The organism is Nocardioides endophyticus, assembly GCF_039543845.1.
GTDB lineage: Bacteria > Actinomycetota > Actinomycetes > Propionibacteriales > Nocardioidaceae > Nocardioides > Nocardioides endophyticus.
In genome coordinates this window covers 103,180-126,552 of record NZ_BAABKN010000026.1, presented here as the reverse complement: position 1 = coordinate 126,552, position 23,373 = coordinate 103,180, and the positions used below count along the sequence as shown (strand labels likewise).

Annotated in this window: 24 protein-coding genes; 19 read left to right on the top strand and 5 right to left on the bottom strand. The window is 69.2% G+C overall.

Features of this window, described 5'->3' with window-relative positions:
* Positions 1 to 16: 16 nt before the first annotated feature.
* Entirely contained in the window at positions 17 to 2,005 is a 1,989-nt protein-coding gene (gene thrS / locus ABEA33_RS20455; protein ID WP_345528816.1) for a threonine--tRNA ligase, read from the top strand.
* Positions 2,006 to 2,137: 132 nt separating this feature from the next.
* Positions 2,138 to 3,076 carry a glycoside hydrolase family 25 domain-containing protein gene (locus ABEA33_RS20450; RefSeq protein ID WP_345528815.1) on the top strand — a complete coding sequence of 313 codons (939 nt, stop codon included), beginning with the start codon at positions 2,138 to 2,140 and terminating at the stop codon, positions 3,074 to 3,076.
* A gap of 3 nt (positions 3,077 to 3,079) precedes the next feature.
* On the opposite strand, the gene ABEA33_RS20445 is transcribed toward ABEA33_RS20450, so the two are convergent.
* The gene (locus ABEA33_RS20445; RefSeq protein ID WP_345528812.1) at positions 3,080 to 3,550 is read right to left on the bottom strand and encodes a GNAT family N-acetyltransferase; all 471 of its coding nucleotides are present in this window, start codon (positions 3,548 to 3,550) and stop codon (positions 3,080 to 3,082) included.
* Positions 3,551 to 3,572: 22 nt separating this feature from the next.
* Between ABEA33_RS20445 and ABEA33_RS20440 the strand changes: the two genes are divergently transcribed.
* Complete coding sequence (locus ABEA33_RS20440; RefSeq protein WP_345528811.1) at positions 3,573 to 4,094, top strand: HIT family protein; 522 nt, start codon at positions 3,573 to 3,575, stop codon at positions 4,092 to 4,094.
* Positions 4,091 to 4,855, top strand: coding sequence for an inositol monophosphatase family protein (locus ABEA33_RS20435; RefSeq protein WP_345528809.1), 765 nt, complete (start codon positions 4,091 to 4,093; stop codon positions 4,853 to 4,855). The genes ABEA33_RS20440 and ABEA33_RS20435 overlap by 4 nt, the downstream gene beginning before the upstream one ends.
* Here the strand turns inward: ABEA33_RS20435 and ABEA33_RS20430 are convergent.
* From ABEA33_RS20430 to xylA, 4 genes are all read right to left on the bottom strand, one after another.
* The gene (locus ABEA33_RS20430) at positions 4,845 to 6,530 is read right to left on the bottom strand and encodes a SpoIIE family protein phosphatase (protein ID WP_345528808.1); all 1,686 of its coding nucleotides are present in this window, start codon (positions 6,528 to 6,530) and stop codon (positions 4,845 to 4,847) included. The two genes, ABEA33_RS20435 and ABEA33_RS20430, sit on opposite strands and share 11 nt — an antisense overlap.
* A gap of 96 nt (positions 6,531 to 6,626) precedes the next feature.
* Positions 6,627 to 7,769: a N(5)-(carboxyethyl)ornithine synthase gene (locus ABEA33_RS20425; RefSeq protein WP_345528807.1), complete on the bottom strand. Its 1,143-nt coding sequence runs from the start codon at positions 7,767 to 7,769 to the stop codon at positions 6,627 to 6,629.
* Positions 7,766 to 7,900 (bottom strand): hypothetical protein, encoded by a 135-nt coding sequence (locus ABEA33_RS20420; RefSeq protein ID WP_345528806.1) that lies wholly within the window; start codon positions 7,898 to 7,900, stop codon positions 7,766 to 7,768. Before ABEA33_RS20420 ends, ABEA33_RS20425 begins: the two co-directional genes overlap by 4 nt.
* Before the next feature lie 101 nt (positions 7,901 to 8,001).
* The gene (xylA, locus tag ABEA33_RS20415) at positions 8,002 to 9,183 is read right to left on the bottom strand and encodes a xylose isomerase (RefSeq protein WP_345528805.1); all 1,182 of its coding nucleotides are present in this window, start codon (positions 9,181 to 9,183) and stop codon (positions 8,002 to 8,004) included.
* A 328-nt stretch (positions 9,184 to 9,511) separates the two neighbouring features.
* On the opposite strand from xylA, the gene ABEA33_RS20410 reads away from it, so the two are divergent.
* From ABEA33_RS20410 to secF, 15 genes are all read left to right on the top strand, one after another.
* Positions 9,512 to 10,684 carry a sugar ABC transporter substrate-binding protein gene (locus ABEA33_RS20410; protein WP_345528804.1) on the top strand — a complete coding sequence of 391 codons (1,173 nt, stop codon included), beginning with the start codon at positions 9,512 to 9,514 and terminating at the stop codon, positions 10,682 to 10,684.
* 118 nt (positions 10,685 to 10,802) lie between these two features.
* A complete protein-coding gene (locus ABEA33_RS20405) occupies positions 10,803 to 11,609 on the top strand; it encodes an ATP-binding cassette domain-containing protein (protein WP_345528803.1) in 807 nt (268 codons plus the stop codon).
* Positions 11,606 to 12,856: a sugar ABC transporter permease gene (locus tag ABEA33_RS20400; protein ID WP_345528802.1), complete on the top strand. Its 1,251-nt coding sequence runs from the start codon at positions 11,606 to 11,608 to the stop codon at positions 12,854 to 12,856. The genes ABEA33_RS20405 and ABEA33_RS20400 overlap by 4 nt, the downstream gene beginning before the upstream one ends.
* Before the next feature lie 4 nt (positions 12,857 to 12,860).
* Positions 12,861 to 14,045, top strand: a complete 1,185-nt coding sequence (locus ABEA33_RS20395) for an ROK family protein (RefSeq protein WP_345528801.1) — start codon at positions 12,861 to 12,863, stop codon at positions 14,043 to 14,045.
* 215 nt (positions 14,046 to 14,260) lie between these two features.
* Positions 14,261 to 14,596: a hypothetical protein gene (locus ABEA33_RS20390; protein WP_345528800.1), complete on the top strand. Its 336-nt coding sequence runs from the start codon at positions 14,261 to 14,263 to the stop codon at positions 14,594 to 14,596.
* 69 nt (positions 14,597 to 14,665) lie between these two features.
* Positions 14,666 to 15,295 (top strand): phosphatidylinositol phosphate synthase, encoded by a 630-nt coding sequence (gene pgsA, locus ABEA33_RS20385; RefSeq protein WP_345528798.1) that lies wholly within the window; start codon positions 14,666 to 14,668, stop codon positions 15,293 to 15,295.
* Positions 15,288 to 16,175: a pyridoxal 5'-phosphate synthase lyase subunit PdxS gene (gene pdxS / locus ABEA33_RS20380; RefSeq protein ID WP_345528797.1), complete on the top strand. Its 888-nt coding sequence runs from the start codon at positions 15,288 to 15,290 to the stop codon at positions 16,173 to 16,175. Before pgsA ends, pdxS begins: the two co-directional genes overlap by 8 nt.
* Before the next feature lie 53 nt (positions 16,176 to 16,228).
* The gene (gene pdxT / locus ABEA33_RS20375; protein WP_425577459.1) at positions 16,229 to 16,771 is read left to right on the top strand and encodes a pyridoxal 5'-phosphate synthase glutaminase subunit PdxT; all 543 of its coding nucleotides are present in this window, start codon (positions 16,229 to 16,231) and stop codon (positions 16,769 to 16,771) included.
* 11 nt (positions 16,772 to 16,782) lie between these two features.
* A complete protein-coding gene (locus ABEA33_RS20370) occupies positions 16,783 to 17,562 on the top strand; it encodes a YebC/PmpR family DNA-binding transcriptional regulator (protein ID WP_345528795.1) in 780 nt (259 codons plus the stop codon).
* Between the two features lie 134 nt (positions 17,563 to 17,696).
* Positions 17,697 to 18,236: a crossover junction endodeoxyribonuclease RuvC gene (gene ruvC, locus ABEA33_RS20365; RefSeq protein WP_345528840.1), complete on the top strand. Its 540-nt coding sequence runs from the start codon at positions 17,697 to 17,699 to the stop codon at positions 18,234 to 18,236.
* A complete protein-coding gene (gene ruvA, locus ABEA33_RS20360; RefSeq protein WP_345528793.1) occupies positions 18,233 to 18,826 on the top strand; it encodes a Holliday junction branch migration protein RuvA in 594 nt (197 codons plus the stop codon). Before ruvC ends, ruvA begins: the two co-directional genes overlap by 4 nt.
* Entirely contained in the window at positions 18,823 to 19,896 is a 1,074-nt protein-coding gene (ruvB, locus tag ABEA33_RS20355) for a Holliday junction branch migration DNA helicase RuvB (RefSeq protein ID WP_425577458.1), read from the top strand. The genes ruvA and ruvB overlap by 4 nt, the downstream gene beginning before the upstream one ends.
* A 138-nt stretch (positions 19,897 to 20,034) precedes the next feature.
* Entirely contained in the window at positions 20,035 to 20,355 is a 321-nt protein-coding gene (yajC, locus tag ABEA33_RS20350; RefSeq protein WP_345528791.1) for a preprotein translocase subunit YajC, read from the top strand.
* A 1-nt stretch (position 20,356) separates the two neighbouring features.
* A complete protein-coding gene (secD, locus tag ABEA33_RS20345) occupies positions 20,357 to 22,117 on the top strand; it encodes a protein translocase subunit SecD (protein ID WP_345528790.1) in 1,761 nt (586 codons plus the stop codon).
* Positions 22,117 to 23,373 (top strand): protein translocase subunit SecF, encoded by a 1,257-nt coding sequence (gene secF / locus ABEA33_RS20340; protein ID WP_345528788.1) that lies wholly within the window; start codon positions 22,117 to 22,119, stop codon positions 23,371 to 23,373. The genes secD and secF overlap by 1 nt, the downstream gene beginning before the upstream one ends.

The following is a 23,373-nucleotide window of genomic DNA, read 5'->3' as shown; positions in this document are numbered from 1 at the left end:
AACAAGGAGATATCCCGTGCCCGACCTGAAGATCGTCCTCGTCCACGCCGACGCGCGTGAGGACCGGTCGGTGACGACGGGCACCAAGGCCTGGGAGCTGTTCGCGGACGACACCGCGATCATCGCCGGACGCGTCAACGGGGATCTGAAGGATCTCTCCTACGAACTCATCGACGGGGACGTCGTCGAGGGCGTCGCTATCGACAGCAAGGACGGCCACGACATCCTGCGGCACTCGACCGCCCACGTGATGGCCCAGGCCGTGCAGCAGCTCTTCCCGGACGCCAAGCTGGGCATCGGCCCGCCGGTCCAGGACGGCTTCTACTACGACTTCGACGTCGAGACCCCGTTCGTGCCCGAGGACCTCGCGAAGATCGAGACCGCGATGCGCAAGATCATCAAGGAGGGCCAGCGCTTCGAGCGCAGGGTCATCAGTGACCACGACGCGATCGGCGAGCTCAAGGACGAGCCCTACAAGATCGAGCTGATCGGCCTCAAGGGCTCGGGCAAGTCCGACGATGCCGCCGAGGGGGCCAGCGTCGAGGTCGGTGCCGGCGAGCTCACCATCTACGACAACGTCCGCCGCAACGGCGATGTCGCCTGGAGCGACCTCTGTCGCGGCCCGCACCTGCCGACCACCAAGCGCATCCCGGCGTTCAAGCTGATGCGCAGCGCGGCGGCGTACTGGCGCGGCGACGAGAAGAACAAGATGCTGCAGCGCATCTACGGCACCGCCTGGGAGTCCAAGGAGGCGCTCGAGGAGCACCTTCACCGGCTCGAGGAGGCCGAGCGCCGTGATCACCGCAAGCTCGGCCGCGATCTGGACCTCTTCAGCTTCCCGGACGAGATCGGATCCGGCCTCGTGGTCTTCCACCCCAAGGGCGGTGTGATCAAGCGCGAGATGGAGGACTACGTCCGCCAGCGGCACATCGAGGAGGGCTTCTCGTACGTCGGCACGCCGCACATCACCAAGGACCAGCTCTTCTACACCTCGGGGCACCTGCCGTACTACGCGGACACCATGTTCCCGCCCATGGAGTTCGAGGGCTCGAACTACATGATCAAGCCGATGAACTGCCCGATGCACAACCTGATCTACCGGTCGCGCGGGCGGTCCTACCGCGAGCTGCCGCTGCGGTTGTTCGAGTTCGGCTCGGTCTACCGCTACGAGAAGTCCGGTGTCGTCCACGGCCTGACCCGCGTCCGGGGCCTGACCCAGGACGACTCGCACTCGTACGTCACCCCGGAGCAGGCACCGGGCGAGGTCAAGCACCTCCTGAACTTCGTGCTCGGGCTGCTGCGCGACTTCGGCATCGACGACTTCTACCTGGAGCTGTCCACCCGAGACGACTCGAAGCCTGACAAGTTCGTCGGGTCCGAGGAGGAGTGGGCGGTCGCCACCAAGGTGCTCGAGGACGTCGCGATCGAGTCCGGCCTGGAGCTGGTGCCCGACCCGGGCGGCGCCGCGTTCTACGGCCCCAAGATCTCCGTCCAGGCCAAGGACGCGATCGGCCGGACCTGGCAGATGTCGACGATCCAGTACGACTTCAACCAGCCCAAGGGCTTCGAGCTCGAGTACAACGGCGCCGACGGTGCCAAGCACCAGCCGGTGATGATCCACTCGGCGAAGTTCGGCTCGCTGGAGCGCTTCTTCGGCGTGCTCGTCGAGCACTACGCCGGAGCCTTCCCTCCGTGGCTCGCACCCGTACAGGTGCAGGCGATCCCGGTCGCCGACACCTTCGCCGACTACCTGTACGACGTCGCGAAGCAGATGAGGGCGCAGGGCCTGCGGGTCGAGGTCGACGACTCCGACGACCGGATGCAGAAGAAGATCCGCAACGCCCAGCTGCAGAAGGTGCCGTTCATGATGATCGCCGGCGCCGACGACGTCGCCGCGGGTGCGGTCTCCTTCCGCTACCGCGACGGTCGTCAGGACAACGGGGTGCCGATCGACGAGGCGATCAAGCGGGTCGCCGACGCGGTCGCGTCGCGCGAGCAGGTCTGAGACGAGCAGCGGACCGCGAGGAACGAGCGGAACGTGTGGGCTCGGCCAGGTCGATCAAGCGACGCGACCGAGGGACGAGGCCGCACGAGCGCGTCGAGACCAATCGCACTGAAGCAGCGCGCCGCGGCCCTGGTGGCCGCGGCCGTGCTGCTCACGGCCTGCTCGTCCGGCACGACGGACGGCACAGCGGAGGTCGTGTCGCCGGACCCGTCCACGCCCCGGCCGACGGCCGTCGTCACACCGACCGCCGACCCCGAGACGGCGCGGCTCCAGGCACTCGCGCAGCTGGCCGAGCAGAAGGCCGCCGTACTGCCTACCGCGTCGCCGTCGAAGTCGACGATCGCGGCGGACGCACCGTTGCTCGGCGGCGACATCAGCTGGCCGCAGTGCCCGAAGGGGATGGGCATCCCGGAGCGTCGGACCCTCGGCCTTCCGATGCCGCTGCCCGAGGCGCAGTACGTCGTCGTCGGGCTGACCAACGGCCCCGGATTCACCCAGAACCCGTGCCTCGCCTCGCAGGTCGACTGGATCCGGCAGCATCATCTGCTCGCCTCGGCGTACGCCGTCGTGAGCCAGCCGGATGCGGCGGCGGTGAAGGAGCACGGCACCCGCGGGCCGTTCGACGGCGCCACGGACCTCGGGGCGCTCGCGAACACCGGCTACCAGCAGGCGCTCGCCAACGTCGCCACGATGCGGGCCGCCGGGTTGACGAGCCCGATCGTGTGGATGGACGTCGAGCACGTGCCCGACTTCGAGTGGAGCAGTGACGTCGAGGCCAACGGCGCCGTCGTGCAGGGCGCGGCCCGGGGGTACGCCGACGCGGGCTACGACATCGGCGTCTACTCGACACCGGCGCTGTGGCGCGACGTCGTCGGCGACCTCGCGCTCAAGGCGCCGGAGTGGCGCGCCGCCGGGCAGACGTCGCAGGCCGAGGCGCTCGAGAGATGCGGCGACGACTGGCAGATCCAGGGTGGCGACGCGGTGCTCGGGCAATGGGTCGAGGGGCAGCGCGACCTCGACGTGACGTGCCCGGGCGTCACCGAGATCGGCCAGTGGTTCCAGCAGTACTGAAACTCAGCGGACCTGCTTCTCGTACCTGCGGCAGGGCGAGACGTACGTCGTACCGCCAGCGCTGACCTCGTAGGGCAGGTCGCCCGCGTCGTGCCATCCGTGCTTCTCGTAGAAGGCACGTGCTCGGGCGTTCCCCACCACGACGGCCAGCCAGGCGACGTCGTGGCCGGCCGCCGCGACCTGCTGCTCTGCTGCAGCCAGGAGGGGAGCGGCGACGCCGGAGCCGTGGCTCTGCGGGTCGACGAAGACCTGCTCGACCTCGTCGCCCTCGACCATCGTGAAGCCGACGAGCTCGCCGTCGACCTCGGCCACCATCGTGTCCGCAACGCGGGCAGGCGTGCGTGCGTGGAAGGCATCGAGCGTGCGGGCCGCGGTCAGGCCGTCGGGCACGTGCCCGGCATGCCCGACGTGCCAGGCGCGGTGCCAGATGTCGGCGACCGTGGCCATGTCGCCGGGCTGCGCAAATCGGATCATGACCTCACCCTAGGGTTGGGCCATGACCGATCCCGCGGGCCATCAACGCGACGGGTTCGAGGGCTTCGATCGGCTCTGGACCCCGCACCGGATGGCGTACGTCGCACCGAGCCTGCCGGCCGACCGGGGCTGCCCGTTCTGCGCGATGGGGGAGCAACCCCTCGAGGAGAGCCTCGTCGTGCACCGCGGCGAGACCTGTTTTGCCGTGCTCAACCTGCATCCCTACAACCCCGGCCACCTGATGGTGCTGCCGCACCGCCACGTGGCCGAGCTCGAGGACCTGACCACGGAGGAGGTGACCGAGCTGATGACGACCACCCAGCAGGCCGTGCGCGCGCTGCGGGAGGTGAGCGGTCCGCACGCCTTCAACGTCGGGCTCAACCTCGGCGGGGTCGCCGGCGGTTCGCTCTCGCAGCACCTCCACCAGCACGTCGTGCCGCGGTGGTCGGGGGACGCCAACTTCATCACCGTGCTCGGCGGCACCAAGACGCTGCCGCAGCTGCTCGCCGACACCCGCAGGCTGCTGGCCGAGGCGTGGGCATGACGCTGGAGCAGGACGCCGTACTCGCGGCTCGGCTGATGCATGACGCGGGCGCGCTCGCGCACCGGATGCGCGCCGCCGGGCTGGACGCCGAGACCAAGACCTCGATCTCCGACGTCGTCACGGCCGCCGACCATGCCGCCGAGCGGCTCGTCGTGGACGCGCTCGCCGCCGAGCGGCCCGACGACGGTGTGCTCGGCGAAGAGGGCGCGAACCGCGTCGGCGCGAACGGTCGCACCTGGGTGATCGACCCGGTCGACGGGACCTACAACTTCGTGGCCGGCCTGGACTGGTGGTGCTCCGCGCTCGCGCTCACCGACGGCGACGACCTCGTCCTCGGTGCGATCCACCACCCCGCCACCGGACGCACGTTCGTCGGCGGACCGGACCTCCCTTCGCGCGTCGACGGGACGGCCCTGGTGCCCCTGGCCGACCGTCCGTTGTCCGAGTCCTGTGTGACGACGTACCTCCACCCACCGCACTACGGCGGAGAGGTCGGCGCGGCGTTCGGACGGATGGTCGGGCAGGCGGCCACGCTCCGGATGCTCGGTTCTGGCTCGATGGACGCCATGGCGGTCGCCGAGGGCCGGCTCCACGTCGTGTGCCAGCACAGCGTCCCACCCTGGGACGAGCTTCCGGGTGCCGCGATCCTGCGCGGCGTCGGTGGCGTGACGCGTCACGTCCAAGCAGCCGGCGTCGACTGGTACGTCGCCGGAGTGCCGACCGCGGTCGACGAGGCCTGCGCCGCGTTGACTAACCCGTGAACCGCGCCGCGACGACGGTGACGTCGTCGTGGAGCCGGTCGTCGGCCAACCCGGCGATGCCGGCGACCAGCTCCTCCAGCGGCCGGTCGCGGAGCTCGGCGGCGCACCTGCGGAGCTGCTCGATGCCCTCGTCGATGTCGCGGTCGCGCGACTCCACCACACCGTCGGTGACCAACACGACGACACAGCCCGGCTCGAGCGTGGCTCGGTCGGAGGTGCGCTCCAGGCGGGGCACGACGCCCACGGGAGTCCCGGTGCCGAGCCCGACCAGCTCGGTCGAGCCGTCGGGGTGCACCAGCACCAGCGGCACGTGGCCCGCGTTGCAGAGCTCGAGAGCCCCGGACTGCGGATCGATCAGTACGGCGGCGGCCGTCACGAACTGCTCGGGGGCGTCGCGGGCCAGCATCAGGTCGGCCGCCTCGAGCAGCGCCGCCGGGGCGGACTCGACCGTGAGCAGGCCGCGGATCCCGGCGCGGACGTGGATCATCGTGGTCGCCGCGCGGACGCCGCGTCCCATCACGTCGCCGACCACGAGGATCAGGCCGCCGGTGACGGTCCCGACGGCGTCGTACCAGTCTCCGCCAACCTGCTCGAGGTCGTCGCCACCCGGCGCGTAGCGCGCCGCGACCTCGAACCTGTCCAGGGTCGGCAACGGACTTGCGGCCAGGCTGAACTGGAGCTCCTCTGAGATCGAGCTGGTGTGGCGGAAGAGCTCGGCGCGCTCGGCCGCGATCGCGCGCTGCGAGGCAAGGGTGTCGAGGAGCTGCTTGTCCTCGCTCGACTCCGGCTGGCCGGCGCCGACGATGGCGCGCACCCGCTCGAGTCCGGCTTCGTGCACGGCAGCGACCTCGTCGGGCGTCAACGCCCGCGAGAACTGCGCCGTCACCTCCTGGAGCAGCAGGGCCCGTGCCGCCGCATCCTCCTGGCGCCCCTCCATCTGGATCCGGACGGTCACGTCCTGGACGCAGCCGATGGTGCCGGCCGGGCTGCCGTCGGGAGCGACGAGCACCTTGCCGTGCGCCTCGATCCAGCGCGGGTTGCCGTCCGGGCGCACGATCCGGTTGCGCAGCACGTAGCTGCCCCGCTCCTCCATCGCCCGCTGCACGACGGCGATCACCTCGTCCCGGTCGTCCGGATGGATGCTGCCGACCCACGCGTCCCAGGTCCCGTCGAAACCACCCGGCGCCAGCCCGCAGATCCGGTGCATCTGCTCGTCCCAGACGTTGGTGCCGTCGATGGCGTTCCAGTGCCAGGTGCCGAGCTCGGCGGCCGCGTGGGCGAGCCGCAGGCGCACCTCGCTCGCCGTGGCCTCGGCCTCGGCTCGGCGGATCTCGGTCATGTCCTCGAGGACGGCGATGGCACCGACGACGGCGCCGTCGGCGTCGCAGATCGGGTTGACGGTGGCGGCGGCAAGCAGGTGCTCGTCCGAGCCGCGCTGGATGGTCACGTCGCCCCGCCACCGGTCGCCGCGCAGGATCTCGGGCAGTGCCGGCGTCTCGCCCGGACCGAGCGCGACCAGGTCCAGGACGTGGGTGCCCACCAGCTCGTCGGCGCTCAGGCCGAACAGGTCGCTTGCCGCGTCGTTGGCGAAGGCGATGATGCCTTCGCCGTCGGTCGCGAGCACCGTGAGGCTGAGCGCGTGGAGCAACCGGCGTTCATCGGTGTCGCGCTGCACGCGGTGCCCTCCGTCTTCGTGCCGCCGTCTCCTGCCGCGGGGTGGGCTCAGTATCCACAGCCACCGGCCCCGGCGTACCCGAATCGCCGACCGGACTCACACCAGCGCGTACGGCGCCTGCGCTGACCGCCCCTGGAAGGCCAGGATGCTCGGGTTGACGACCTGACCCTCACGGATCTCGATCGCGTGGCTCAGCGTCTCGTCGGCGTCCCACGACGCCGCCCCCTCGAGGACGGGCCGGATGAACGGGATGAGCGCGTTGCTGTTGTCCCAGGTCGCGGAGTTCCAGAGGTACGACGGGCTGTGGTCGACCGCGTAGTAGAGCACGTGGTCGCCGACCAGGAACGTCGGGTCGTCGAACCCCGTCGGCCGAGCCCACTCGAAGCCCATGCCCAGGTCGCACGAGACGTCGACGATCACGCTGCCCGGACGGAACAGCTTCACGTCCTCGTTGCTCAGGTAGGTCAGCGGTGCAGCGGTGTCCTGCAGGGTGCAGTTGACGATGATGTCGTTCTCGGCGAGGTACGCCGCCAGCGGCTCGCGCCCGCGCTCGGTGATCACGTGGCTCAGATGCTGGCCGTCGGGCTCGTGGTCGAACTGGCGGATCCGCACCGAGTGGATGGGGGAGCCGACGGCTGCCACCTGACGATTGGTCAGGACCGCGACCTCGTGCACCCCGTGGGCGTTCAACGCGGTCACCGCGCCCCGGGCGGTGGCGCCGAATCCGATCACGATCGCGGTCAGGCGACGGCCGTAGTCGCCGGTGATCCCGGCCAGCTCCATCGCCTGGATCACCGAGCAGTAACCGGCGAGCTCGTTGTTCTTGTGGAACACGTGGAGGCCGACGGAGCCGTCGCGGGTCCAGTGGTTCATCGCCTCGAAGGCGATCAGCGTCAGCTGCTGGTCGATCGCCATCTGGGTGAGCTGCGTGTCCTGGACACAGTGCGGCCAGCCCCAGAGGACCTGCCCGGGCCCGAGCGCGGCGATGTCCGCGTGCTGCGGCTTGGGCAGCAGCACGACGTCGGAGCCGGACAGGAGCTCGGCGCGCGAGGCGAACCCCGCGACGTACGGCGCCAGCGACCCGTCGGAGGCACCGAAGCGTTCGCCGTACCCGTGCTCGAGCGTGATCTGCGCTCGCAGGTCCGCGTCGAGGGACGGGAGGTGCTCGGGGTGGATCGGCAGCCGGAACTCGTTCTCCTTGGCCGAGGACCCCACGACGCCCAGCGACAGGAGCGTCACTTCTTCTTCGAGGGGTTGACCTTGTCCGAGAACGTCTCGGTCGATCCCTTGTCGCGCTTCTCGGCCCGCTTCTCCTTGATGGATTTGCTGGTCTTCTTGGTCATGCCCTGGCGCGGCGACTTGTCGCTCATGGGGGGATCTCTCTGAGAGGAAGCCTGAACGGCTCCGTCCCACGACAGTACGCCCTCTCCCTCGCCCGCGACGTCGGTCGTGGGCGAGGGCGCAGCTCTGGTCAGCCGCGCACGCCGTACAGGTGCTCGAGCGCCAACTGATCGAGGTGCTCGAACGCCATCCCGCGCTGGGCCGCGGCGTCCGGGTCGAAGGACTCGGCCCGCAGGTCCGCGACGGTCTCGCCGGGGGCGAGGCTGGTCTGGGCGAGCTCGTCGAGCCGGGCGTCCTTGAGGGCCTGCTGGACGTCGGAGTCGGCCCGGAAGGCGCGGACCTTGTCGCGCAGGATCAGGTAGTTGCGCATGCAGCCCGCGGCCGAGGCCCACACGCCGTCCATGTCCTCGGTGCGCGGGGGCTTGTAGTCGAAGTGCCGAGGGCCCTCGTAGCCGCCGTGCTCCACGATGTCGACGGTCCAGAACGCACCACGGGCGTTGCCGGCGCCGAAGCGCAGGTCCTGGTCGTAGCGCGGACCGGTCTGGCCGTTGAGGTCGATGTGGAAGAGCTTGCCGTGCCACAGCGCCTGCGCCAGGCCGTGCGCGTAGTTGAGGCCGGCCATCTCCTCGTGCCCGGTCTCCGGGTTGAGGCCGACGAGCTCGGGGTGATCCAGCTCGTTGATGAACGCCAGCGCGTGGCCGATCGTCGGCAGCAGGATGTCGCCGCGGGGCTCGTTGGGCTTGGGCTCGATCGCGAAGCGGATGTCGTAGCCCTGCTCGAGGACGTAGGCACCGAGGGTGTTGAAAGCCTCGGCGTACCGGTCGAGCGCGGTCTTCACGTCCTTCGCCGCACCGGACTCCGCGCCCTCGCGTCCGCCCCAGGCGACGAAGAGCTTGGCACCGAGCTCGGCGGCCAGGTCGACCTGGTCGGCGGCCTTGCGGATCGCGAACCGGCGTACGTCGCGGTCATTGTTGGTGAAGCCGCCGTCGCGGAAGACCGGGTGCGAGAAGAGATTCGTCGTCACCATGGGCACGACAAGGCCGGTCTCCTCGAGCGCCTTGCGGAAGGGCGCGAGGTGCTGCTCCTTGGTCGCGGCGTCGGCGTCGAACGGGAAGACGTCGTTGTCGTGGAAGGTGACGCCGTACGCGCCGAGGTCGCTGAGTCGGTGGATCGCCTCTGCGGGGGCGAGCTCGGGGCGCACCGCGCCACCGAAGACGTCCACGCCCTGCCAGCCCACGGTCCAGAGGCCGAACGAGAACTTGTCGTCACGGGTCGGGGTGTAGCTCGCCGAGCCGGTGCTGGATTCGGTCATGTCGCTGAGACCTCCGGTCTGAATTCGTTTGATCGTGCAACAAAAGTCTTCGGCAGTGCGCGCGAAGGGCGCTCGGGCGCCGACTATGTTGTCGCTCACAACATACCCGGTGACTGCCGTCACACCGCAAGGCCTCCTGGGGCGCCCGCGGCGTTGAGATCAGTCCGAGGGCGTCCACGAGGTGGTCGTCTCGGTCACGATTCGGTCACGCTCAGGCAGGCCCGCACTTGGTTTGAACGTGCAACAAAACACGCTCTCAGAACCGCTTGCCGGGGTCGGCTGCCGTGAGTATGTTGTCCCGGACAACTTATGCCGTGACTGTCGTCACATGACGACGGTCACGGTGATCCGAACCATGGAGGTCGAGGAAATGGTCAGGAACAAGGGAGCGCGTATCGCGTCCCTGATGGCAGTAGGTGCGCTCGCGTTCGGTGCCCTCGCAGCATGCGGGAGTGACAGCGAAGGCGGCAGCGAGGGCGGCAGCGGCGACTCGCCGAAGGCCGATGGCAAGGTTGGCGTGATCCTGCCGGACGAGACGACCTCCCCGCGATGGGAGGCCAATGACCGCCCGAGCCTGAAGGCGGCGTTCGACGCTGCTGGCGTCGAGTCGATCATCGACAACGCGGGCGGCGATGTCGCGAAGTTCGGCGAGATCTGCGACAGCATGATCAACGAGGGCGTCACGGTCATCATGATCGTCAACCTGGACTCCGAGTCGGGCAAGGCGTGCCTGAGCAAGGCCGCCGACGCCGGTGTCCAGAGCATCGACTACGACCGCCTGACCCTGGGCGGCGGAGCGTCGTACTACGTGTCGTTCGACAACGTTGCCGTCGGGGGCCTCATGGGCACCGGCCTCACCGACTGCCTGGACGCGGCCGGCAAGACCAAGGCGAACGTCATCTACATCAACGGCGACCCGAACGACAACAACGCCGCGCTGTTCAAGCAGGGCTACGAAGAGGCCCTCAAGCCGAAGATCGACTCGGGCGACTACAAGCTCGTCGGTGACCAGAGCGGATTCTGGGACGCGACGAAGGCCGGCGACGCCTACGAGCAGCTCTACACCCAGAACAAGGGCAAGATCGACGGCGTCGTGTCCGCCAACGACACGATGGCCGGCGGCATCATCGCCCGCATGAAGGACAACGGCACGGCCGGTCAGGTCCCGACCACTGGTCAGGACGCGTCGGTCGAGGGTCTACAGAACGTGCTCGCCGGCTACCAGTGCGGCACCGTGTACAAGAACACCGACCTCGAGGCCAAGACGGCCTCGGACCTCGCTATTGCTCTGATCAACGGTGACACCGACGCAGCCGCAGCCCTGGCGACCGGCTCCGTCAAGGACACCGAGACCGGCAAGGACGTCGCGTCCGCGCTGGCCGTCCCGGTGTGGATCACCGCGGACAAGGTGCAGACGGTCATCGACGACGGCTTCCAGAAGGCAGCCGACATCTGCGTCGACGAGTTCAAGAAGGCCTGCGAGGAGAACGGCGTCAAGTAACGCCAGCCTCCAGCTCGGGGGCTCGTTCCTGCCGGGACGGGCCCCCGAGCCCCTTTCCACACTCGCGCGGCCCATGGTCGGCCGCCGAGCCATCAATCCACCGGCGGAGGAGATCCCTGTGTCCGTCCCAGCCACCGAGCAGGCACCCGTAGCGGCGTCGGATGAGCCGCTGCTCAGCCTGCGGGGTATCCAGAAGAGCTTCGGAGCCGTGCACGTGCTGCGCGGCGTCGATCTCGACGTCCGACCCGGCCAGGTCACCGCCCTGGTCGGCGACAACGGTGCCGGCAAGAGCACCCTGATCAAGGGCATCGCCGGCATCCACGCCTTCGACGAGGGCGAGTACTTCTTCGAGGGCCAGCCCGTGAAGGTCCATGGTCCCAAGGACGCCAACGACCTCGGCATCGAGGTCGTCTACCAGGACCTCGCTCTGTGCGACAACCTGGACGTCGTCGACAACATGTTCCTCGGTCGTGAGCTCGGCTCGAAGATCCGTCTCGACGACGCCACGATGGAGCTCAAGGCGCGGGAGACCCTCGACGGCCTCTCCGTGCGGACCCTCAAGTCTGTGCGCACGCACGTGTCCTCGCTCTCCGGCGGCCAGCGCCAGACTGTCGCGATCGCTCGCGCTGTCCTCTGGAACTCCCGGGTCGTCATCCTCGACGAGCCCACGGCCGCGCTCGGCGTGGCCCAGACCGAGCAGGTCCTCTTGCTCGTGCGTCGACTGGCAGACCGCGGCCTCGGCGTCGTGCTGATCAGCCACAACCTCAACGACGTCTTCGAGGTCGCCGACGACATCGCCGTGCTCTACCTCGGCCAGCTGGTCGCCCAAGTGCGCAAGGACGAGGTCACCCGCGGCGAGGTGGTCGAGCTGATCACCACCGGCGCGTCCGAGAAGCAGGGCAACACGAACGGAGAGGTCCGATGAGCACCGTAACGTCCCCTCCGGCCGAGGAGCAGCAGACCGACCTGGGTGGCATCCTCCGCGCGTACGTCGCCAAGGTGCGCGGCGGAGACGTCGGCTCGCTCCCTGCGGTGCTGGGGCTCGTTGCCCTGGTCGTCGTCTTCTCGATCCTGCGCCCCGACACGTTCACGACCGAGCTCAACTTCGCGAACCTGATCGGCCAGTCCGCCGCGGTGATGGTCCTGGCGATGGGCCTGATCTTCGTGCTGCTGCTCGGCGAGATCGACCTGTCGGCAGGCTTCACCGGCGGAGCGGCGGCGGCTGTGCTCGCCCTCACGCTCACCGAGCACGACTGGCCGTTGGTCCCGGCCCTGATCGCCGGGATCCTGACCGGCACGTTCATCGGTCTCATGATCGGATTGATGGTCGCCAAGATCGGCATCCCGTCGTTCGTAGTGACGCTTGCCCTGTTCCTCGCGCTCCAGGGCGTGATGCTCCAGATCATCGGCGACGGTGGCACGATCGGCATCCGCAACGACTTCGTCCTCAAGCTCAACAACGGGTCGATGCCGATCTGGCTGGGTTGGCTGTTGGCAGCGGTCACGATCGTCGGGTACGCCGGCGGTCGGCTGCTCACGATGCGCAACCGCCGCGCGCGGGGCCTGCTCGCCGAGCCGATGCTGCTGTGGGCGCTGAAGTCCGCCGGCTTCGCGATCATCATCGTGGCCGTCGTCGGCTACCTCTCGCGCGAGCGGAGCCCGAACCCTGCGCTGAAGTCGCTCAAGGGCGTCCCGAACGTCGTCGTGATCATCCTGATCCTCGTCGTGGTGCTCGGCTACCTGCTCTCCCGGACGTCCTGGGGCAAGCACGTGTATGCCGTGGGCGGCAACGCGGAGGCGGCTCGCCGCTCGGGCATCAACGTGCCGTGGGTCAAGATCAGCTGCTTCATGGCCTGCTCGACGATCGCTGCTCTGGCGGGCTTTCTCGCGGCCAGCCGGACCAACTCGGTCTCGCCCAACACCGGCGGCAGTGACACCCTGCTGCTTGCCGTCGGCGCGGCGGTCATCGGTGGCACCAGCCTCTTCGGCGGCAAGGGCCGGATCACGGACGCCGTCATCGGTGGCCTGGTCGTCGCGGTGATTCGCAACGGCATCATCCTGCTCGACCAGCCGTCGAGCGTCTACTACATGGTGACCGGTGCCGTGCTGCTGCTGGCCGCCTCCGTGGACGCGATCAGCAGGCGGCGAGCGACTGCATCCGGACGGGTATAGCCCGATGCCCACCCCCACCGGCGTCGGCACCGAGGAGCTACGACGCGCGAACCTGCGCGCCATCCTCCAGACAGTGCACACGCACGGACCGACCACACGGGCCGTCCTCACGAAGCAGCTCGGGCTGAACCGGAGCACGATCGGCGCGCTGACCGGCGAGCTGCAGTCACTCGGTCTCGTGACCGAGCAGACGGCGGTGGTGGGTGGGCGCGGGCGTCCGTCACACCTGGTGGTGCCCAGCGACGACAACGTGGTGGTCGCGGTCGACGTCGGCGTCGACCGGATCGCCGTGGCGCTGGTGGGTCTCGGGGGCGAGGTCCTGGACCGTCGTACCCGAGGCCACCAGCGCGGCGAGCACGACGTGGCCCACGTCGTCGAGTCGGTCGCCCAGATGATCGACGAGACCCTGAGCGCCTCGCGCCACACGCGGTGTCTCGGGGTCGGAGTCGCGGTGCCCGGTGCCGTCCGGGCCGACGACGGTCTGGTGCGCTTCGCGCCCAACCTGGGCTGGGTCGAGGAGCCGTTCACCGAGCTCTTGTCCAAGCGGCTCAACCGGCCGGTCTCGACGGGCAACGACGCCAACCTGGGCGTGCTCGCCGAGCACATCCGGGGTGCTGCGGTGGGCTTCTCTGACGTCGCCTACCTGAGCGCCAGCGTGGGCATCGGCGGCGGCTTCCTGGTCGGCGGGCGACCGCTGACGGGTGCGAGCGGGTACGCCGGCGAGGTCGGCCACATGCAGGTCGACGGCGCCGGGCCTGCGTGCCGCTGCGGGGCGGTCGGCTGCTGGGAGACCAAGGTCGGTGAGAACGTGCTGCTGCAGCGGGCCGGCCGGCTCGCCGGAGGCGGGCCCGAGGCCGTGGCCGAGGTGATCGCCGCTGCTCGGGCGGGGGAGCCCCGCGCCGCGGAGGCGGTCAACGACGTCGCCGACTGGTGCGGAGTGGGCATCCGGGCGATCGTCAACCTGTTCAATCCCCAGGTCGTCGTGCTCGGGGGCTCGTTGGCACAGGTGTGGCGGGCCGCGGAGTCTCGCGTGGTCGAGTCCGTCCAGCGCAACACCCTGCTGTCCCCGCGTGGCGATGCCGCTCTCAGATCCGCTGCTCTCGGTGACGACTCACCGCTGATCGGTGCGGCCGAGCTCGCCTTCGGGCCGGTGCTCGACCACCCCCAGGCCGTGCCGCAAGCCGTTTAATCGGCCGTCACACCCGCCGGCGCAGGACTTCCTTGACATGGGAGGTCCGTAGGTAGAGGATCCACCGTTAGCGCGCCAAGACTGCGACGCATGCGTGACGGGCGGCCGGCGTGCACAGACCTTCGCTCCCGATGGTCTCGGGTTTCGACGAGTGGATGAGGTGCGCAATGCTGAAGAGATCCCGTACACGCGCAGTCGGCGGCACATTCGTCCTGGTGGCGGCTCTCCTGCTGCCCGGGGCGTCGCCGGCCAACGCCTACTCTCCGGGAACGGCGACGGCGAAGAGGCCGGCCTACAACGTCGACGGCACGGAGCACTTCAGCTGCTCGTTCGCGGGCTGGCGTTCCGGAACGAGGGTCAACTGGACCTGCGAGCTCTACAGCCCGCTCGACGGCACGGTGTACACCAGGCGCACCGGCTACTGGAACGCGCCGCCGTCGTCCCATACCACGTCGACGTTCAAGTGGACGACGAACCTGGGCGAAGGTGCGTTCTGCACGCGGGCCCACGGCCTCAGCGTCGACGGCGGCGACACCGACGTCACCTGCTGATCGGTCGTGAGGTCGGCGTAGGGCGGCGTGGTGGGTGGTTGACGGCCGGACCGGTAGCCTGCTGCCGCCATGATGGAACGTTTCCGCGCCTTCTTCACGAAGGTCATCTCTCCGGTCGCCCACCTGCTGATCCGTCTCGGCGTCAGCCCCGACGCCGTCACGCTCGTCGGCACACTCGGAGTGTGTGCCGGAGCGCTGGTCTTCTTCCCGCAGGGGAAGCTGCTCACCGGCGTCCTCGTCATCACCGCGTTCGTCTTCAGCGACCTGCTGGACGGCTACATGGCGCGGACGACCGGCCGGGTCAGCAAGTTCGGCGCGTTCTGGGACTCCACCCTCGATCGGGTCGGCGACGGTGCGATCTTCATCGGTCTCGCCCTTTACTTCGCCTGGGAGGAGCCGAGCAAGCTCTATCTGGTGCTCAGCCTGGTCTGCCTGCTCATGGGCGGCGTCACGTCGTACGCGCGCTCGCGCGGCGAGACCCTCGGGTTCGATGTCAAGGTCGGCATCGCCGAGCGCGCCGACCGCCTGGTCGCGATCCTGGTGATGACCGGTTTGGGGGCCATCTTCGACCTGCCGGTCCTGATGTACATCGCCCTCTGGGCACTGGCGATCGCGTCCACCGTGACGGTCTGCCAACGCGTCTGGGTGGTCCGGAAGCAGGCGCTGGCGGAGGCGGCACTACGCTCTCCTCATGAGTGAAAGCACAGGCACTACCCGGGTCAAGCGCGGCATGGCAGAGATGCTGAAGGGTGGCGTGATCATGGATGTGGTCAACGCCGAGCAGGCGAAGATCGCTGAGGATGCGGGCGCGGTCGCGGTGATGGCGCTCGAGCGGGTCCCGGCCGACATCCGCGCCCAGGGCGGCGTGTCCCGGATGAGCGACCCGGACATGATCGACTCGATCATAGAGGCCGTCTCGATCCCAGTGATGGCCAAGGCCCGCATTGGCCACTTCGCCGAGGCGCAGGTGCTGCAGTCGTTGGGTGTGGACTACATCGACGAGTCGGAGGTGCTGACGCCGGCGGACTACGAGAACCACATCGACAAGTGGGCGTTCACGGTCCCGTTCGTGTGTGGTGCGACCAACCTGGGTGAGGCGCTGCGGCGGATCACCGAGGGCGCGGCGATGATCCGTTCCAAGGGCGAGGCCGGCACCGGTGACGTCTCGAACGCGGTGACGCATATGCGCACGATTCGCAAGCAGATCCGTCGCCTGGGGGCGTTGGAGGGCGACGAGCTGTTCGTGGCGGCGAAGGAGCTGCAGGCGCCGTACGACCTGGTCAAGGAGGTTGCCGGGGCCGGGAAGCTGCCGGTGGTGCTGTTCACCGCGGGTGGGATCGCGACGCCGGCGGATGCGGCGATGATGATGCAGCTGGGTGCTGAGGGTGTGTTCGTGGGGTCGGGGATCTTCAAGGCGGGCAACCCGGCGCAGCGTGCGGAGGCGATCGTGAAGGCGACGACGTTCCACGATGACCCGGACGTGGTCGCGAAGGTGTCGCGTGGTCTGGGTGAGGCGATGGTGGGGATCAATGTCGAGGACATCCCGCAGCCGCACCGGCTCGCCGAGCGCGGCTGGTGAACCGGACCGTCGGCGTCCTCGCCGTCCAGGGCGACGTGCGAGAGCACGTCCGGATGCTCGACGGTCTCGGCGTCCGCGCGGTGACGGTACGGCGTACCTCCGAGCTGGACGCCTGCGACGGGCTCGTCATCCCGGGTGGTGAGTCGACGACGATGGCCAAGCTGGCTCGCACGTTCGACCTCTTCGAGCCCATCCGGCACCGCCTCAAGGAAGGAATGCCGGCGTTCGGGACCTGCGCCGGGATGATCATGCTGGCCGACCGGATCGAGGACGGTACGGCGGACCAGGAGACGCTCGGCGGGCTGGACATCACCGTGCGCCGCAACGCCTTCGGGCGACAGGTCGACTCGTTCGAGGGCGACCTCGCTTTCTCGGGCCTCGACGCTCCGGTGCACGCGATCTTCATTCGGGCGCCGTGGGTCGAGGCCGTCAGCGACCGGGTCGAGGTGCTCGCCCGTGTCGATGGAGGAGAGGCCGCGGGTAGGATCGTCGCGGTCCGTCAGGGTTCGCTGATGGCGACGTCGTTCCACCCCGAGGTGGGTGGCGACCCCCGGGTGCACCGCCTGTTCGTGGACCTCGTGTCCGAGGCTGAGTAGAAGAGGGACGTATGTCTGGCCACTCCAAGTGGGCGACCACCAAGCACAAGAAGGCGATCGTCGACGCCAAGCGCGGCAAGCTGTTCGCGAAGCTGATCAAGAACATCGAGATCGCGGCGAAGATGGGTGGCCCCGACCCGTCCGGCAACCCGACGCTGTACGACGCCATCCAGAAGGCGAAGAAGCAGTCGGTGCCGAACAAGAACATCGACTCCGCGGTCAAGCGCGGCGGTGGCCTCGACGGCGGCGGCGTCAACTACGAGACGATCATGTACGAGGTCTACGGGCCCCAGGGCGTGGCGCTCCTCGTCGAGTGCCTGACCGACAACCGCAACCGGGCCGCGATGGAGGTCCGCACCGCGGTCACCCGCAACGGTGGCACCATGGCCGACCCCGGCTCGGTCTCCCGACTCTTCACCCGCAAGGGCGTCGTCGTGGTCGGCAAGAGCCAGGAGCGCGGCGGCAAGCCGTGGGAGGTCAGCGAGGACGACGTGCTCGAGGCGACCCTCGACGCGGGCGCCGAGGACGTGAGCGACCTCGGGGACAGCTTCGAGATCCAGTCCGAGTCCGGCGACGTGGTGGCGGTCCGTACGGCGCTCCAGGCTGCCGGCATCGACTACGACTCCGCCGAGGTCCAGTTCGTGGCGACCATGGACATCCCGGTCGCCGAGGTCGAGGTCGCGGGCAAGGTCTTCCGGCTCGTGGATGCCGTCGACGACCTCGATGACGTCCAGAACGTCTACAGCAACGCGGACATCCCCGACGAGGTGCTCGAGTCGATCGACGCGTAGCGAGGACGCGCCGGCGGACTCGCTGATGGTGGTCGAGCAAGACGACCGGCGTGTCGAGACCCGGTGAGCCGAGGAGCAACGGTTAGCGTGGACACCGAACAGGTGTTCGACAGGAGGGCTGACCGATGCGCGTGCTGGGGATCGACCCGGGGCTGACCCGCTGCGGCATGGGCGTGGTCGACGGCATGGTGGGGCGACCACTCACTCTGGTCGACGTCAACGTGCTGCGCACGTCGTCCGGCCTGCCGGTGCCCGAGCGCCTCGTGACCATCGAGAAGGGCATCGACGCCTGGCTCGACGAGTACCGGCCCGACGCGGTCGCGGTGGAGCGGGTCTTCGCCCGCTCCGACGTCAGCACCGTGATGGGCACGGCCCAGGCGAGCGGCATCGCGATGGTCTGCGCCGCCCGGCGCGGGCTGCCGATCGCACTGCACACCCCGAGCGAGGTCAAGGCGGCCGTGTCGGGCAACGGACGGGCCGACAAGGCGCAGGTCGGCGCCATGGTGACCCGGATCCTCCGGCTCGATGCGCCACCCAAGCCGGCCGACGCCGCCGACGCTCTGGCGCTCGCCATCACCCACATCTGGCGCGGAGGCGCCCAGTCCCGCATCGATGCCGCCCTCGCCGCGGCCGGTGCCTCGACAGGCTCGATACCCGGGAGAGTACGCAGATGATCGCCTTCGTCCGTGGCCAGGTCGCCGCCGTGACGCTGTCCAGTGCCGTGCTCGAGGTCGGGGGAGTCGGTCTCGAGCTGATGTGCACGCCCGGCACCCTCGCCACGTTGCGCCCGGGTCACTCGGCGACGCTGCCCACCAGCATGGTCGTGCGCGAGGACTCGCTGACCCTGTTCGGTTTCGCGGACGAGGACGAGAAGCAGATCTTCGAGCTCGTCCAGACGGCCTCCGGGGTCGGCCCCAAGGTCGCCCAGGCCATCACCGCCGTACTCGCGCCCGACGACCTGCGCCGCGCCATCGCCTCCGACGACGTCAAGACACTGACCCGGGTCCCGGGTATCGGTCAGAAGGGTGCGCAGCGGATCATCCTCGAGCTCAAGGACCGGATCGGTGCCCCGACAGGAGGTCGCCCCGCGGCCGCCGCCTCGAGCGAGTCGTGGCGCGACCAGGTCCACCAGGGGCTCATGGGCCTGGGCTGGACGACCCGCGATGCCGAGAAGGCCGTCGACGCCGTCGCGCCCGAGGCCGGCTCCAGTCCCGACGTCGGTGCCCTGCTGCGAGCGGCGCTGCGTACCTTGAGCAAGGCCTGAGCATGCACGAGGACGACCTGGCCGCGGCAGAGGAGGTCCACTTCGCCTCGCTGACGGCTGCGGAGGCCGACGGTGACGAGCGCACCATCGAGGCGGCACTGCGCCCGCGGACCCTGGACGAGGTGGTCGGCCAGGTCCGCGTCCGCGACCAGCTCGGTCTGGTCCTCGAGGCCGCCCGTCGGCGGGGTCGAGCGCCTGACCACGTGCTGCTGTCCGGTCCTCCCGGCCTCGGCAAGACGACGCTGGCGATGATCATCGCCGGCGAGATGTCCTCACCGCTCCGGCTGACCAGCGGCCCGGCCATCACCCACGCCGGCGACCTGGCCGCGATCCTGTCCGGCATGAACGAGGGCGACGTCCTCTTCGTCGACGAGATCCATCGGATGGCGCGCCCGGCCGAGGAGATGCTCTACATGGCGATGGAGGACTTCCGCGTCGACGTCGTCATCGGCAAGGGACCTGGCGCGACCGCGATCCCGCTCGACATCCCGCCGTTCACGCTCGTCGGTGCCACGACGCGCGCCGGCCTGCTGCCCGGCCCGCTGCGCGACCGGTTCGGCTTCACGGCCCACCTCGAGTTCTACGAGCCGCACGAGCTCGACCTGATCATTCACCGCTCGGCCGGGCTTCTCGGCGTCGTGCTGGAGGCCGACGGCGCCGCCGAGATCGCCTCGCGCTCGCGTGGCACTCCGCGGATCGCCAACCGGCTGCTGCGCCGGGTCCGCGACTACGCCCAGGTCCGGGCCGACGGCGTCGTGACCCTCGACGTGGCCCGGGCGGCGCTCGAGCTCTACGAGGTCGACGAGCTCGGCTTGGACCGCCTCGACCGGGGCGTGCTCGACGCGCTGTGCCGGCGCTTCGGTGGCGGGCCGGTCGGCATCTCCACCCTGGCCGTGGCCGTGGGGGAGGAGCGGGAGACCGTCGAGGAGGTGGCCGAGCCGTTCCTGGTGCGCAACGGCTTCCTGGCGCGTACGCCGCGGGGCCGGATCGCCACTCCGGCCGCGTGGCAGCACCTCGGTCTGACCCCGCCACCGGCCCTCGTGGCGGACCGCCCCCTTTTCGAGGAGTGAGTGGCCGGCGGGTGAACGTCGGGAGGGAGACCGACCCGGGTTCGTGATCCGGACCACCTCGCTGGTTACACTGGCCCGTCGGTCGGCCCCGCTGGTGGCTCCGACGCCCCATTTTCCTGCTCGAGAGGTCTTTTCGTCGTGGAGTTCTTGCCGCTCGTCGGCATCGTGCTGCTCTTCTGGCTCTTCATCATCCGGCCGCAGTCTCGGCGTCAGAAGGAACTCCGGAGCATGCAGTCGTCGTTGTCTGTCAATGACGAGGTCATGCTGACGTCCGGGGTCTACGCGACCGTGCGTGAGATCGAGGACGACCACGTGAAGGTCGAGATCGCAGAGGGCGTCGTGATCAAGGTGGCTCGCGGCGCGGTCGGCAACAAGATCCCGCAGGACGTGGACGAGGTCGACACCGAGTCCGAGAACGACAAGCCGGGCGCTGGCGCCGACGGCGTCGAGGAGAACTGACATGGCACGCAACGCCGCCGCCCACGCGGGCCGCACGTTGATCGTCTTCGCGATCGGGATCGGCGTGCTCTTCGGTCTGGTCGCCATCGGCGGGACCTGGAAGCCGGCCCTCGGGCTCGACCTCCAGGGCGGCACCCGGATCACGCTGACCGCGAACGGCAACCCGTCACAGGAGAACCTGGACGAGGCCGCGTCCATCATCGACAGCCGCGTCAACGCGACCGGCTTCAGTGAGGCGGAGGTGACGACCCAGGGCAGCCAGTACATCGTGGTGGAGGTCCCCGGTGACACCGACAACTCGCTGCTCGACACGGTGAACCGGCAGGCCCAGCTCCGGTTCCGCACCGTGGCGTGCACCAGCCTCGTCCCTGGCCCGTGTGCCAGCGCGACGCCGGCCGATCCGAGTGCGGACCCGAGCGCCAGCGCGGAGCCCGGGGTCGGCGTGACGCTTCCGCCCTCCCCGTCCGCCACGGCCAAGGGCTCCGACAAGGCCAAGCCCAAGGACAAGTCGTCGGCCAAGCCGAAGAGCCGTCCGGCGTTCACGGCCGACGAGAAGAAGAACAAGAAGGCAACCGCGCCGTCGAAGTCGCCGAGTGCCTCGGCGAGCGAGTCGCCGAGCGGGTCCCCGTCGTCGAGCCCTAGCGCCCCGGCGGACGCGAAGGGCGCCACCGCGAAGGAGGCGCTCGCGTTCATCACCGCTCCGCCGCAGGAGGCGATCGACGCGTTCGCTGCCTACACCTGCCCGACCGCCAAGCTGCCGGTCGACGACCCGACGACGTGGCTGGTCACCTGTGGCACCGACGACGACGAGGCGACCAAGTACCTGCTCTCGCCGGCGGCGATCGAGGGCACGGACCTGAAGTCGGCGAGCGCCTTGGCCCCGAGCACGCAGAACACCCAGTGGCAGGTGAACCTGGAGCTGGGCGGCGACGGCAAGAAGGCGTTCGCCGATCTGTCCGACTCGATGGCCGGGACCGAGCAGCAGTTCGCGGTCGTGCTCGACGGTCAGGTGATCTCGGCGCCGAACTTCGAGGGCCGGATCCCCGACGGCAACGCCCAGATCACCGGCAACTTCAACAAGACGTCCGCTGAGAGCCTGGCGACCAGCCTGAAGTTCGGTGCCCTGCCGATCTCCTTCGACCGGGAGGGTACGCAGATCGAGGAGATCGGCCCGTCCTTGGCCGGCAACCAGCTCCAGGCCGGACTGACCGCCGGCCTCCTCGGCCTGATCCTGGTGATGCTCTACTGCCTGGTCTACTACCGCGGTCTCGGCCTGGTCGTGCTGGCCTCGCTGCTGACGGCGGCGGCGATCACGTACGGCATGGTGCTGCTGCTCGGCAACACGGCCGGTTTCACGCTGACGCTGCCCGGCATTGCCGGCCTGGTCATCGGCGTGGGTGTCACCGCGGACTCCTTCATCATCTTCTTCGAGCGCATCCGCGACGAGATGCGTGAGGGCAAGTCGATGCGGGTCGCCGTGGAGACGGGCTGGGTCCGCGCCAAGAAGACGCGACTCGCCGCCAATGTGGTGTCGCTGCTCTCGGCCGGCGTTCTCTACCTCTTCGCGACCGGGGCGGTGAAGGGCTTCGGTTTCGCCCTCGGCCTCTCGACGCTGATCGACCTGGCAATCCTCTTCTGGTTCACCAAGCCGATGGTGACCTACCTGGCACGGTTCAAGTTCTTCAACGGTGGCGGCGAGCTCTCCGGTCTGAGCGCGAACACGCTCGGGATCGATCGCGTCGCCACGGGAGGTAAGGCCTGATGGGCAAGTTCTCGAGGCTCGGCAACGACCTCTACCAGGGCCGGAAGTCCTACGACTTCGTCGGTCACCGTGCCCTCTGGTACGCCATCTCCGGCACCCTGGTGGGGCTCGCGATCCTGGTGATCCTGGTCAAGGGCATGAACTTCGGCATCGAGTTCACCGGTGGGACGCAGTACACCATCACGAACCTCTCCTCCGATGTCGCAACCCAGGAGACCGCCGACGAGCTCGGCAGCGCGATCGGCGACTCGCCCGTCGGTGGCGAGGCGTCTCCCCAGGTCACGACCGCAGGCGACGACGGCCTCATCGTGCAGATCGAGAACGTCAACGCCGCGGGCGACCGGGAGGTCCGCGCGATCATCGAGGACGTGACGGGCGCCAGCGGCGACGACGTCTCCAAGACCGAGGTGGGCGCGAGCTGGGGACGTGACGTCGCCAAACGAGCGCTGATCGGCGTGGCCATCTTCCTCACGCTGGTTGTGCTCTTCATCTGGGGTTACTTCCGGGAGTGGAAGATGTCGGTGGCCGCGCTGGTCGCGCTGTTCCACGACATCGCGCTCACGATCGGCGTCTACTCGCTCTCCGGGTTCCCCGTGACACCGGCCGCGGTGACAGGTCTGCTCGCGATCCTGGGCTTCTCGATGTATGACACCGTCGTCGTCTTCGACAAGGTCAGGGAGAACACCGCCAACCTGCGCACCGGTCGTCGCAGCTACGCACAGGCCGCCAACCTCGCCGTGAACCAGACCCTGGTCCGGTCGATCAACACCTCGATCGTGGCGCTCATCCCGATCGGCGCCATCCTCTACGTTAGCGCGGTCCAGCTGGGCGCGAGCTCGCTCAAGGACCTGGCGCTGGCGCAGTTCGTCGGCATGGCAGCAGGCGTCTTCTCCTCGGTCTTCATCGCGCCGCGCATCCTGGTGCAGATGAAGTCGACCGAGTCCGAGGTCAAGCTGGCAGACAAGCGCGCGAAGGCCCGGGCAGCTCACGAAGCGGACCGCTACGCATCTGTCCCCGCGTTCACGGAGGACATGCCGGTCCAGGGCGAGCCAGCTCTCCTCGACGAGGCCGAGGGCGACCTCGAGGACGGCGCTCCGGTGTCGCGCCCGGTGGCGCCTTCCGCGCCTGATCGGGCCCCACAGGCCGCCGGCCGCGGCCGCATCGTGCCCGAGGCGCGAGGCCCGGTGAAGGAGAGCCGGGCGTCCGGTCGCCAGCAGCCCTCCCGCCAGCCGAAGTCCAAGCGCGACAAGAAGTGA